Here is a 12,990-nt window from a genome sequence, read left to right as displayed (position 1 = left end):
CCCGGATGAAAAAGGGAAGCGCGCGGCTTCCCTTTTTTGTTCGCTACCTGATCGGGCTAACGGATCAGCGGCGGGTGTCGACTTGAACCAGCGGTTCGTCGGCTTGCGGTGGCAGTGGCTTGCGTTCGCGTGGAACGCGTACCGGGGCCGCTACCTTGGCGGCGGCTTCCTGCGCCGCGCGCAGCTTGGCCGGATCGGTGGCTGCCAGCGTCAGGCCGGCAGAGCCGAGCACTGCTTGCAGGTCGATTGGCGCTGCTGGAGCGGCCGGGGCTGCCACAGGGGCGGGCGCTGGGGCTGGCGTTGGCGCCGGTGCTGCCACAGGTGCCGGTGCCGGAGCTGGCGCAGGTGCTGGAGCTGCAGCGACTGCTTCCGCAACGACAGGCGCTTCGACCGGCGCGGACGCGGCGGCGTCGACCTTGGCTGCCGCTGGCGCTTCAACCTGCGCTTCAACTGGAGCGACCTCGGCTGCCACTGGCGCGACCTCGGCAGCCACTGGCGCGTCAGCTTCGGCAACTGCCGGGGCTGGCGTTGGCTCGGCGGCCGGGGCTGCGAAGGCGTCCTCGGTTTGAACCAGCGTTGCCGCTTCGGCAGGCGCTTGGGCTTGCATCACTACAGTGCCGTCGAGCGAGGCGGCGATCGGCTCGGCAACTGGTGCCGATTCGATCACTGGAGCCGGGGCAGGGGCAGGGGTTGGCGCTGGAGCAGCAGCCACCTCAACCACCGGTGCCGGCTCGACCGCTTCGACTTGAGCAACCACATGCTCGGTGGTGAAGGATGCCTCCACCGGCGCCAGCGGGACGTCGATGGCGCTTTCCACGACAGTCATCTCGGCTTCCGGAGCGACGCTCAAGCCCGGCGCTTTGTGCTCGCCGTGCTCGCCGGCCGCTTCGGTTTCCTGGCCGTCGACACCTTCGACGCCTTCGCCACCTTCGCGGTCGCGGCGATTGCGGTTACGACCGCCACGGCGGCGGCGGCGGCGCGGCTCTTCGCCGTCGGCCGTCACGTCGTTCTCATCGCCCTCGGGACCGGCGTTCGGCGCTGTCTTCAGGATGCTGGTGGCGGCGTCGGCACCGGTCAGCGGACCGGTCGATGCCAGACCCGCATTCAATGCCAGCTCTTCCACTTTGGCTTCGACCGGGGCCTTGTCGGCGCGCGGTTCGCGTGGTGGACGCGGGGTGCGCTCGGCACGCTCAGGACGCTCGGCGCGCTCTGGACGCTCTGGACGTTCGGCGCGCTCGCGCGGCGCCTGGCCGTCGGCAGCGATGCCGGCGCCGGCGTTTTCACGCGGCTCGCGCGGTTCGCGCGGCGGACGTGGTGGGCGGGCTGGGCGGCCGGTGGCGTCGACCGGCTTGGCGTCGTCCGCTGCCGGACGGGCCGCGCCTGGTTCGCGCTCTTCGCGCTCGCCACGGGCGCCTTTGCCGTTACGGCTGCGGCCGCGCGGGCCACGGGCGTTGCGGTCGCCACGGTCCGGCGACGGCGCCTTGACAACGATGGTCGGCTGCTGCGGCTGGGCGACCGGGGCCGGTTTCGGGCTCAGGAAGCTGAACAGCTTGGCGAAGAAGCCTTGCTCGGCCGGCGCCGGCACGGGGGCCGGAGCCGGCGTGATGACGGTTTCGGCCGGCTTGCGCTCGACCAGCGGGGCCGGCTGGTCAGGGGTGATGGTCTTGACCATGGCTTCCTGGCGCGGCTTGGCTTCTTCCTTCTGGCGCTTGCTGTAGGCCATGTCTGTTTCGGCGGTCTCGGCCAGGGTATAGCTGGCCTGGCTGTCTTCCAGACGCGGATCGTCGTGCTTGATGCGCTCGAGCTTGTAGTGCGGCGTGTCCAGATGCTTGTTCGGGATCAGGATCACGGCGATGCGGTGGCGGTTTTCGATCTTCAGCACTTCGCCGCGTTTTTCGTTGAGCAGGAAGGCGGCGACGTCCACGGGCACCTGCACGTGGATGGTGGCCGAGTTTTCCTTCATCGCCTCTTCCTGGATGATGCGCAGGACTTGCAGGGCCGACGATTCGGTGTCGCGGATGTGGCCGGTGCCGGAGCAGCGCGGGCACGTCACGTGCGAGCCTTCCGACAGCGACGGACGCAGGCGCTGACGCGACAGTTCCATCAGGCCGAAGCGGGAAATCTTGCCCATCTGAACGCGGGCGCGGTCGTGGTGCAGCGCGTCCTTCAGGCGTTGTTCGACTTCGCGCTGGTTCTTGGCCACTTCCATGTCGATGAAGTCGATGACGATCAGGCCGCCCAGGCCGCGCAGGCGCAACTGGCGGGCCACTTCTTCGGCCGCTTCGCAGTTCGTGTTGAAGGCGGTGGTTTCGATGTCCGAGCCGCGCGTGGCGCGGGCCGAGTTGACGTCGACCGAAACCAGCGCTTCGGTGTGGTCGATGACGATGGCGCCGCCCGATGGCAGCGGCACGGTGCGCGAGTATGCCGTTTCAATCTGGTGTTCGATCTGGAAACGCGAGAACAGCGGCACGTCGTCGCTGTAGCGTTTCACACGGTGCACCATGTCGGGCATCACGTGGCTCATGAACTGGTGCGCTTGTTCGTAGATATCGTCGGTATCGATCAGGATCTCGCCGATATCTGGCTGGAAGTAGTCGCGGATGGCGCGGATCACCAGCGACGATTCCTGGTAGATCAGGAACGCGCCGGAGGCCGACTTGCCGGCGCCTTCGATCGCGCGCCACAGTTGCATCAGGTAGTTCAAGTCCCACTGCAGCTCGTCGACGTTGCGGCCGATGCCGGCGGTGCGGGCGATGACCGACATGCCTGGCGGCAGGTCGAGCTTGTCCATGGTTTCGCGCAATTCCTGGCGCTCTTCACCTTCGACACGGCGGGAAACACCACCACCGCGCGGATTGTTCGGCATCAGGACCAGATAGCGGCCTGCCAGCGAGACGAAGGAGGTCAGGGCGGCGCCCTTGTTGCCGCGCTCTTCCTTTTCGACCTGGACCATGATTTCCTGGCCTTCGCGCAGCGCTTCCTTGACGGAGGCGGTACGGACGTCGACGCCTTCACGGAAATAAGTGCGGGCTACTTCTTTGAAAGGGAGGAAACCGTGGCGATCTTCGCCGTAACTGACGAAGCACGCTTCCAGCGATGGCTCGATGCGGGTGATCACGCCTTTGTAGATGTTGGACTTGCGCTGTTCGCGTCCGGCGGTTTCGATGTCGATATCGATCAGTTTCTGACCGTCGACAATCGCTACGCGCAGCTCTTCTTGCTGCGTAGCATTAAACAACATGCGTTTCATTTTTATTAACTCCGCGACCCGTAGGCCATCTCTATGCCGTTCGCCCTGAAGCGAAACGGCGAGGTACAGGGATATACGCGAGAATTAAGACGATTGCGGTGGGTATGCCCATCCTGTGCGGCGCAGCGACGCGGGCGGTGAGCCAGCGTTGCGGCCGCAACTGGGCGCTGAGAGGTCGATCGACATGCCGAGTGCCCGCATCACCTGCAACTCTTCCATGCGGCCCGTAGGGGAGGCAGAGAAATGCAGGCGGTGAGCAGCGTCGTTGAAAGCCAAATCCTGACCAGGCTTACGTACTACAAGTATTACAACTTCGATTTACAACTTCGCGAAGTTGCAATGTAACCAGGCTGGTTTTAGCCTTCCGTCGCTTGCAGCAAAGCATGGGGTCTGGCGAAAACGGCAAGCGTTATCAACTTCATCAACCGGCCAGCCTGACTCGAAGCCAGGCTGGCCGGACTTTATCCTTACAATCCAATCATATTAATTCTGCATCCATGCCGGCATCCGATTACAACAACGGTGCAACCTTGATTCCCGCATGGGTGGTGCGTATACATATTTTCCTCTGAATTTGCAATTTGGCGAGGCCAGTGGAGACGCCCCTGTGTAAAATGTGCTTTTATTCTTACACTTGCCGCAGTTAGAACCGCAGCGAAACAATTATATATTCAAAATGAAGGACTTAGAGAGATTTCTGGGAAGACAGAGCAAATGAAGATGCAAAATGATGTTGTTCCCCCTTCAACACCGCTGCCGCTGCAAGCACAATTCGTCACCATCACTGAAGAAGAAGCCGGTCAACGCATCGATAACTACTTGTTGCGTATTTGCAAAGGCGTTCCGAAAAGCCACGTTTATCGCATCCTGCGCTCGGGCGAAGTGCGCGTCAACAAGGGTCGTATCGACCAGTTGTACCGTCTGGTGCAGGGCGACGTGGTGCGGATTCCGCCGGTGCGCATCGCGGAAAAAGCCGACACCACGCATGTGCCGGCGGCCGAATTCAAGGTGATTTTCGAAGACAGCCACTTATTAGTGATCGACAAGCCGGCCGGCGTGGCCGTCCATGGCGGCTCGGGCGTGTCGTTCGGCGTCATCGAACAGTTGCGCGCTTCGCGTCCTGATGCCAAGTTCCTTGAACTGGTGCACCGGCTTGACCGCGACACGTCCGGTCTGCTGTTGTTGGCGAAGAAACGTTCGGCGCTGACCAACCTGCACGAGCAGATGCGCGACGGCCATACCGACAAGCGCTACCTGACCATGGTCGCCGGCGATTGGAAAAACGCGCGCCAGCACGTCAAGCTGCCGCTGCACAAATACACCACGGCCGACGGCGAGCGCCGCGTGGCGGTGCAGGCCGACGGTTTGCCCTCGCACACCGTCTTCTCGCTGCTGAAGAAATTCAAGGATTTCGCCCTGCTGGAGGCCGAGCTGAAGACGGGACGCACGCACCAGATCCGCGTTCACCTGTCATCGTCCGGCTTCGCCATCCTTGGCGACGACAAATACGGCGATTTCGCCCTGAACCGGGTGCTGCTCAAGGCCGACGCGACGCGCGGCGCGCTCAAGCGCATGTTCCTTCACGCCCATCAAATTACGTTCACCCACCCTGATTCCGGAAAAATCATGACGTTGAACGCGCCATTGGCCGCCGAATGTGAACGATTCTTGGTAAGCTTGGGAAAACCTCTTAACTAATCGCAAATATTCTAAGGAGCCGGCCGCTGTCAGCGGCCGGAACACATGGCAAGAAAGCAATTTGATCTGATCGTCTTCGATTGGGATGGAACCTTGATGGATTCCACCTCAACGATCGTGAAGTGTATACAGGCGGCGGCGCGCGACCTGTCCCTGCCGATCCCGCGCGACGACGTGGCCGCCCACGTCATCGGCCTCGGCCTGCACGAGGCGATGCAGGCGGTGCTGCCGGAGATCGACCCGTCGTACTATCCGCGCATGGTGGAGCGTTACCGCTACCACTTCCTGTCGCGCGACCATGAGCTGGTGCTGTTCCCCGGCGTGCAGGATATGCTGGTGGAACTGTCGCAGAACGGCTATTTCCTGGCCGTGGCCACCGGTAAAAGCCGGGTCGGCTTGAACCGGGCGATGAACGACGTTAAGCTGTTGTCGATGTTCGACGCCACCCGCTGTGCCGACGAAACATTCTCCAAGCCGCATCCGGCCATGTTGCAAGAACTGACGCGGGAGTTGGGCCAGGATATGCGCCGTACCGTGATGATCGGCGATACTACGCACGATTTGCTGATGGCAAACAATGCCGGGGCGTCCGGGATCGCGGTGCAGTACGGCGCCCATCCGGTCGACCAGCTGGCGGCATGCAATCCGCTGTATTCCGCGGCGACCGTGGCCGAACTGCATCAATGGTTGAGCGAGCACGCTTGATGAGTGAAGAAATACTGGTTTGCGCGTCGGACGACGTGCTGGAGGGCCGCAAGGGCGTGCGCTTCGGCGTCACCGCCGGCGGCGCCGACGGTACCGGCTTCGTGGTCCGCTACGGCGGCAAACCTTATGCCTACCTGAACCGCTGTGCCCACGTGCCGATCGAGCTCGATTGGGCGGAAGGCGAGTTTTTCGAGTCCAGCGGCCTGTATCTGATGTGTGCCACCCACGGCGCGATTTATGTGCCGGAGAGCGGCTTGTGCGCCGGCGGTCCCTGCCGGGGCGGACGCCTGCGGCCGATCGGCGTGGTCGAACACGACCAGCGGATCTTCTGGCAACCCGACGACTACGTGCGCCCGCTTGTCCCCAAAACGCCTGAAAACCTTCAACCAAAGTAATCCATGAGCGACAACATCGACAGCCACCACCTCCCACCGACGCCGGCGCAGCCGGTCACCCCGAGCGTACCCGCGTCCAACTGGGAGCGCGAGGTGCTGGAAAAACTGGTGTTCGCCACGTTGAAAGAGCAAAAGTCGGCGCGCCGCTGGGGTATCTTCTTCAAGTTCGCCACCTTGCTGGTGATCGTCGTCGCGCTGGGCACCTACTTCGATTTCAGCTGGACCGGCTCCGAGGAAACGCTGGGCCGCCACACCGCGCTGATCGAAATCGAAGGCGCCATCGAATCGGAAGGCAGCGGCGCCGCCTCGGTGGTGATCCCGGCGCTGAACAAAGCGTTCTCCGACTCCGGTTCGGTCGCCGTCGTCATGCACATCAACAGCCCCGGCGGCAGTCCGGTCCAGGCCGGGATGATCGTCGACGAGATGACCCGCCTGCGAAAAGGCTATCCCGGCAAGCCGCTGTACGTGGTGGTCGATGAAATTTGCGCCTCCGGCTGCTATTACATCGCCGCCGGCGCCGACCGCATTTACGTCAACAAGGCCAGCATCGTCGGCTCCATCGGCGTGCTGATGGACGGTTTCGGCTTCACCGGCTTCATGGACAAGGTCGGCGTCGAGCGCCGGCTGCTGACGGCAGGCGAGAACAAGGGGTTCATGGACCCGTTCACGCCGCTGACGGAAAAGCATAAACAGTACGCGCAGGCGATGCTCGACGAGATCCACCAGCAGTTCATCCAGGTGGTGCGCAACGGCCGCGGCAAGCGGCTCAAGGAAAGCCCTGAAATGTTCTCCGGCCTGTTCTGGACCGGCGCCAAGTCGATCGACATGGGCCTGGCCGACGCCCTGGGCACGGTCGACAGCGTCGCGCGCGATGTCATCCGCGCCGAAGACATCGTCGACTACACCCAGCATGAAGGCCTGCCCGAGCGCGTGCTGAAGAAATTCGGCGCGGCGATGGGTGCCGGCGCGATGAAATCGGCGGTCGGTACCGTGACGCCGAGCCTGCGCTGACGCCTTCGCGTCCAGGGACCGATTTCTGGCGAGGCGATAAACATTAATAATCTCGTCTTATTTCGGCTTGCATATCCGACTTGGTGGACTATAGTTAGTGGGTAGTTCTTTCCAAGGGAGGCCGATATAAACAGTTTATCTCGTTGTCAGCAGATCTTGATTCAGTGTGATTGAACTACTTAAACCGCATCATGGATGCGGATTTGAGAGAATTTCGATTCCTCGTCAGAGTCCCTTCAGGGGACTGAAAACAGCGGCGCAATGCCGCTGTTTTCTATTGGGCGCAGCGTCGCCGGGTCGGTATCGGTATGCGGGTCGGCCGCCGGCCCGCCGTCGCGCAGCGCGTGGCCGGCCTGTTCTTGCGGCTGATCTTGCTGCCGGCTTTCCGGCCAGGCTTGCGCGAAACCGCCGGCCTCGAGCCAGGCGAGAAAATCGGCCTGGCGCTGCGCATGCCAGCGCCTCTGGACGCCCGCCACCACCACCAGGGGAGGGGTGCAATGGCGGCAGCGCGCCAGCAGTAGTTCGGTTCGGTGCATGGCGGCCTGCTCCTGTGCCGCCGGGTTGAGGTTGGTCATGTTGTCGTCCTGCTGAGTATTTCCTAGTCCACTAGGCGGATTCCTAATGAGTTTTTGAGTCTACCGATTCAATCCGCAGGGTACTTGATGTGGATCAATAAAACAGGGTGTCCAGGACAGCCCTGTCGCGCGGACGCTACCTTCCCGCTACCTTCCCGGTATCTTCACGCTCCTTGACGCATCCTGTAAAATCCGGCCATGAGTAAATTATCCCTGGACCGTATCCTGCAATCGCAGGGTTATGGCACGCGCAAGTACTGCCGCTCCCTCATCGAGGATGGCGAAGTGAGCATCAACGGCGTCGTGCACGACAACTATAAAGCCGGCATCGAGACCGATGGCCTGGTGTTGACCATCTTCGATGAGGAGTGGGTCTATCGCGAGCATCTGTACATCGCCCTGCACAAACCGGCCAATTTCGAGTGTTCGCGCAAGCCCAGCCACCATCCCGGCGTGCTGACCCTGCTGCCCGAGCAGTTCACCTGGCGCGACGTGCAGCCGGTCGGCCGGCTCGACCACGACACCACCGGCATGCTGCTGATGTCGGACGATGGCCCCTTTATCCATGCACAATCGTCGCCGAAGCGGCATGTGCCGAAGATTTACCAGGCCACCACGCAAGCGCCGGTCACCGATGAGCTGGTCTCGCAATTGCTGGCGGGCGTGCAATTGCACGACGAGCCGGCCCCGCTGGCGGCCCAGACCTGCGTACGCCGCGGCGAGCATCTGCTGGAGATCGTGCTCGAACAGGGTAAATATCACCAGGTCAAGCGCATGCTGGCCGCCGCCGGCAACCATTGCAGCGCGCTGCACCGTTCGGCCATCGGCGGCCTGACCCTGGAATCGCTCGGGATCGCCGAGGGCGAGTGGTGTTATCTGAGCGCCGAACAGCTGGCGTTGCTGGCGCCGTCGCCGGCGGCATCCGCCACGCCATGAAGCTGGCCACCCTGAAGGACGGCACCCGCGACGGCCAGCTGGCCGTCGTCTCGCGCGACCTCAAGACGGCGCAACTGGCCGACGGCGTGGCGCGCAGCCTGCAGCGCGCGCTCGACGACTGGACCTTCATCGCCCCGCAACTGGAGGCGATCTACCAGGATCTGAACCAGGGCCGCGCGCGCCGCGCCTTCGATTTCGAGCCGGCCAACTGCATGGCGCCGCTGCCGCGCGCATTCCAGTGGGCCGACGGCTCGGCCTACGTCAACCATGTCGAGCTGGTGCGCAAGGCGCGCGGCGCCGCGATGCCCGATTCTTTCTGGGATGAGCCGCTGATGTATCAGGGCGGCAGCGACGACCTGCTGGGGCCGACCGATGACATCGAACTGTTCCACGAGCAGTGGGGCATCGATTTCGAAGCGGAAGTGGCCGTGATCACCGACGATGTGCCCATGGGCGCGACGCCGGACCAGGCGCAGCAGCGCATCCGGCTGCTGATGCTGGCCAACGACGTGTCGTTGCGCAACCTGATCCCGGAAGAACTGGCCAAGGGGTTTGGCTTTTTGCAAAGCAAGGCGGCCACCAGCTTCTCGCCGGTGGCGGTCACCCCGGACGAGCTCGATGACGCCTGGAAGGGCGGCAAGGTGCATTTGCCGCTGCGCTCGACGTGGAATGGCAAGCTGGTCGGCCAGCCACATGCCGGCGTCGACATGGTGTTCAACTTCCCGAAACTGATCGCCCACCTGGCGGCGACGCGCAACGTGCGGGCCGGGTCCATCGTCGGCTCGGGCACGGTGTCCAACAAGGACGCCAAACGGGGCTACTCCTGCATCGCCGAGCAGCGCGCGCTGGAAATGATCGCCGGCGGCGCGCCGCTCACGCCGTTCATGGCCTTCGGCGATACCATCCGCATCGAGATGCTCGACGGCGACGGCAAGTCGGTGTTCGGCGCCATCGACCAGAAGGTCGTGCAAAAGGCAAGCTAGCCAAACTGATAATTGCCGTGCGGAATCAGTGAGCAAGCACTGAAATACCGCCGTATTCGACCGATGGTCTTGCCCTGCCGCACTCGATAATGGCAACATCGAAATGAAACACGCGCCAGGCCGACCATGTCAGAAGATAGCGACGCAGAAAAGACCGAACCCGCGTCAGCGAAGCGCCTCGAGCAGGCGCGCGAGGAAGGCGACGTTCCCCGATCGCGGGAAGTGGCCACGTTTACCGTGCTGATGTCCGCCGGTGCCGGCCTGTGGCTGACCGGCGACGGCCTGATACGACAACTCAATTCCGCCCTGGTGTCCGGACTGACCTTGAACCCGGAGCAAATCTTCAATGCCGATGTGCTGATCAACCGCATCCTGGTCGACGTGGTGCGGGTGATGGTCGCCTGCCTGCCGCTGGCCGTCGCCGTGATGGTCGTTGCGCTGGCGTCGCCGCTGCTGGTGGGCGGCTGGCTGTTCAGCGGCAAAGCCTTCATGCCCAAGTTCAGCAAGCTCAATCCCATCACCGGCATCGGCAATATGTTCTCCAAGAACGCCTTGGTCGAACTGTTCAAGGCCATCGCCAAGGCGCTGGTGGTGGGCGTGGTCGCGTACATGGTGGTGATGAAGCAAAAGGACGCGGTGATCGGCCTGGCGGTCGAGCCGCTCAAGCTGGGCACCGTCCACTTGATCAATATGCTCGGCAGCAGTTTCCTGTTCATCGTCGGCGCGCTCGGCCTGATTGCCGCCATCGACGGCCCGTACCAGATGTGGCACTACGCTAACAAGCTGAAGATGACGCGCCAGGAAATGATCCAGGAGTCGAAGGAATCCGACGGCAATCCGCAAATCAAGGGCAAGATCCGCCAGCTGCAGCGCGAGATGGCCAAGCGCCGCATGATGGCCGACGTGCCCACCGCCGACGTGGTGGTGACCAACCCGACCCACTACGCGGTTGCGCTCAAGTACAGCGACGGCATGCGCGGCGCGCCGAAGGTGGTGGCCAAGGGCACCGACGAGGTGGCCGCCAAGATCCGCGAGATCGCCAGGGACAGCAAGGTCACCTTGCTGGAGGCGCCGGCGCTGGCGCGCGCGCTGTACCAGCACACCGAGATCGGCGACGAGATTCCCGAGCAGCTGTACGCGGCCGTGGCCGAGGTGCTGGCCTATGTCTTCCAGCTGCGCCTGTTCAGCAAGGGCGGCAGCAACCGTCCGGACGTGCCGAAGACCCTGGACGTGCCGCCGGAGCTCGATCCGCTGAACCCGGCCTTTATCCCCAGGCACGGCAAGAAACCAGATTCGCATAACGGAGCTTCCGCATGAACGCAATGAGCAACATCAAACTGCCGCCATGGCTGCAGGGCATCGCCAACAGCAAGAACAAGTCGAGCCTGGCCGCGCCCATCCTGATCATCATGCTGCTGGGGATGATGGTGCTGCCGCTGCCGGCGTTCGTGCTTGACATCTTCTTCAGCTTCAACATCGCGCTGGCGGTGATCGTGCTGCTGACCAGCCTGTACACCGTCAAGCCGCTCGACTTCATGGCCTTTCCGACCATCCTGCTGGTGTCGACCATGTTGCGCCTGTCGCTGAACGTGGCCTCGACCCGCGTGGTGCTGACCGAGGGCCACACCGGCGCCGACGCCGCCGGCAAGGTGATCGAAGCCTTCGGCCACTTCCTGATCGGCGGTAACTACACCGTCGGCCTGGTGGTGTTCATCATTTTGACCATCATTAACTTCACCGTGGTGACCAAGGGCGCCGGCCGTATCGCCGAAGTGGGCGCCCGTTTCGCGCTGGATGCGATGCCGGGCAAGCAAATGGCGATCGACGCCGACCTCAACGCCGGCCTGATCGGCGAGGCCGACGCCCGCAAGCGCCGCAGCGAAGTGGCGCAGGAAGCCGAATTCTACGGCGCGATGGACGGCGCCAGCAAATACGTGCGCGGCGACGCCATCGCCGGCATCATGGTCACGGTCATCAACGTCGTCGGCGGTTTGCTGGTCGGCGTGATCCAGCACGACCTGCCGTTCGGCGAGGCGATCAAAGTGTACACGCTGCTGGCCATCGGTGACGGCCTGGTGGCGCAGATTCCGTCGCTGATCATTTCGGTGGCGGCCGGTATCGTGGTCTCGCGCGTGGCCAGCGACGAGGACATCGGCACGCAGATGGTGGGGCAGTTGTTCGCCAAGCCGCAGGTGCTCTACATTACCGCCGCCATCATCGGTGGCATGGGGATGATTCCTGGCATGCCCAATCTGGTGTTCCTGATGCTGGCCGGCGTGCTGGGCGGTTCGGCCTACGTGATGACCAAGCGCGCCAAGGCCGGCGGCGCCGCCGCCGCCGGGGCCGCCGCGGCCGAGGCCGCCGAGCCGGCCGCCGCGCCCGAGCAGGAGGAGGCCAGCTGGCAGGACATCATGCCGGTCGACACCCTGGGCCTGGAAGTGGGCTACCGCCTGATTCCGCTGGTCGACAAGACCCAGGGCGGCGAGCTGCTCAAGCGTATCAAGGGCATCCGCAAGAAGTTCGCGCAGGAGGTCGGTTTCCTGGCGCCGCCGGTGCACATCCGCGACAACCTGGAACTCAAGCCGTCGGCCTACCGCATCACGCTCAAGGGCGTGGAGGTCGGCGCCGGCGAGGCCTTCAACGGCCAGTTCCTGGCGATCAATCCGGGCATGGCCAGCGGCACCCTGCAGGGCCTGGTGACCACCGATCCGGCCTTCGGCCTGCCGGCCACCTGGATCGACGCCGGCCAGCGCGACCAGGCCCAGGGCATGGGCTACACGGTGGTCGACGCCGGCACCGTGGTGGCCACCCATCTGAACCATTTGATCACGACCCACGCCTCCGAACTGCTGGGCCGCGCCGAGGTGCAGTCGCTGCTCGACCACCTGGGCAAGGAAGCGCCGAAGCTGGTGGAGGATCTGGTGCCGAAGATGGTGTCGCTGTCGACCCTGCAGAAGGTGCTGCAGAACCTGTTGATGGAAGGCGTACACATCCGTGACATGCGCTCGGTGATCGAGACCCTGGCCGAGCACGCCGTGCACACGCAGGACCCGAACGACCTGACGGCGCTGGTGCGCATCTCGCTGGGCCGGGCCATCGTGCAGCAGCTGTTCCCGGGCGCGTCCGAGCTGTCGGTGATGACCCTGGATAACCGTCTGGAACGCTTGCTGATGCAGGCGCTCGCGGCCAGCGGACCGGACGGCGCCGGCATCGAGCCGGGCCTGGCCGACACCATCGCCCAGCAGGCCCAGCAGGCGGCGCAGCAGCAGGAGGCGCTGGGCCTGACGCCGGTGTTGCTGGTGCCGGGTCCGCTGCGGGCCTTGCTGTCGCGCTTCCTGCGCCGCGCCTTGCCGCAGTTGAAGGTGCTGTCGCATGCGGAGATTCCGGAGACCAAAACCATCCGCGTGACGGCGCTGGTGGGGCAGCAGTAATCCGGG

Annotated in this window: 10 protein-coding genes; 8 read left to right on the top strand and 2 right to left on the bottom strand. The window is 63.7% G+C overall.

Translation table 11 applies throughout. The features are described from left to right. Window positions 1–64: 64 nt before the first annotated feature. The gene (locus tag AC0IYS_RS24440) at window positions 65–3,250 is read right to left on the bottom strand and encodes an Rne/Rng family ribonuclease (protein ID WP_471707598.1); all 3,186 of its coding nucleotides are present in this window, start codon (window positions 3,248–3,250) and stop codon (window positions 65–67) included. A 714-nt stretch (window positions 3,251–3,964) separates the two neighbouring features. On the opposite strand from AC0IYS_RS24440, the gene AC0IYS_RS24435 reads away from it, so the two are divergent. The 4 genes from AC0IYS_RS24435 to AC0IYS_RS24420 are packed head-to-tail and all read left to right on the top strand — an operon-like array spanning window position 3,965 to window position 7,059. Continuing rightward, window positions 3,965–4,948 (top strand): RluA family pseudouridine synthase, encoded by a 984-nt coding sequence (locus AC0IYS_RS24435; protein WP_315218711.1) that lies wholly within the window; start codon window positions 3,965–3,967, stop codon window positions 4,946–4,948. A 45-nt stretch (window positions 4,949–4,993) separates the two neighbouring features. Beyond that, window positions 4,994–5,653, top strand: coding sequence for an HAD-IIIA family hydrolase (locus AC0IYS_RS24430; protein ID WP_471707597.1), 660 nt, complete (start codon window positions 4,994–4,996; stop codon window positions 5,651–5,653). Next, window positions 5,653–6,048 (top strand): Rieske (2Fe-2S) protein, encoded by a 396-nt coding sequence (locus AC0IYS_RS24425; protein ID WP_471707596.1) that lies wholly within the window; start codon window positions 5,653–5,655, stop codon window positions 6,046–6,048. Before AC0IYS_RS24430 ends, AC0IYS_RS24425 begins: the two co-directional genes overlap by 1 nt. A gap of 3 nt (window positions 6,049–6,051) precedes the next feature. Then, a complete protein-coding gene (locus AC0IYS_RS24420) occupies window positions 6,052–7,059 on the top strand; it encodes a S49 family peptidase (RefSeq protein WP_471707595.1) in 1,008 nt (335 codons plus the stop codon). 236 nt (window positions 7,060–7,295) lie between these two features. Here AC0IYS_RS24420 and AC0IYS_RS24415 read toward each other — a convergent pair whose 3' ends face one another. Next, complete coding sequence (locus AC0IYS_RS24415; protein WP_471707594.1) at window positions 7,296–7,634, bottom strand: hypothetical protein; 339 nt, start codon at window positions 7,632–7,634, stop codon at window positions 7,296–7,298. Between the two features lie 198 nt (window positions 7,635–7,832). Between AC0IYS_RS24415 and AC0IYS_RS24410 the strand changes: the two genes are divergently transcribed. From AC0IYS_RS24410 to flhA, 4 genes are all read left to right on the top strand, one after another. Further along, window positions 7,833–8,570, top strand: coding sequence for a pseudouridine synthase (locus AC0IYS_RS24410; protein ID WP_471707593.1), 738 nt, complete (start codon window positions 7,833–7,835; stop codon window positions 8,568–8,570). Further along, entirely contained in the window at window positions 8,567–9,553 is a 987-nt protein-coding gene (locus AC0IYS_RS24405; protein WP_471708932.1) for a fumarylacetoacetate hydrolase family protein, read from the top strand. The genes AC0IYS_RS24410 and AC0IYS_RS24405 overlap by 4 nt, the downstream gene beginning before the upstream one ends. 126 nt (window positions 9,554–9,679) lie before the next feature. Further along, entirely contained in the window at window positions 9,680–10,870 is a 1,191-nt protein-coding gene (flhB, locus tag AC0IYS_RS24400) for a flagellar biosynthesis protein FlhB (protein ID WP_471707592.1), read from the top strand. A gap of 5 nt (window positions 10,871–10,875) precedes the next feature. Continuing rightward, window positions 10,876–12,984 carry a flagellar biosynthesis protein FlhA gene (gene flhA, locus AC0IYS_RS24395; RefSeq protein ID WP_471708931.1) on the top strand — a complete coding sequence of 703 codons (2,109 nt, stop codon included), beginning with the start codon at window positions 10,876–10,878 and terminating at the stop codon, window positions 12,982–12,984. Window positions 12,985–12,990: the final 6 nt, after the last annotated feature.

It is taken from the genome of Duganella sp. AC237, from assembly GCF_979254035.1.
Note: the sequence above shows the minus strand (reverse complement) of the source record. Positions and strands in the feature narration are given on the sequence as shown.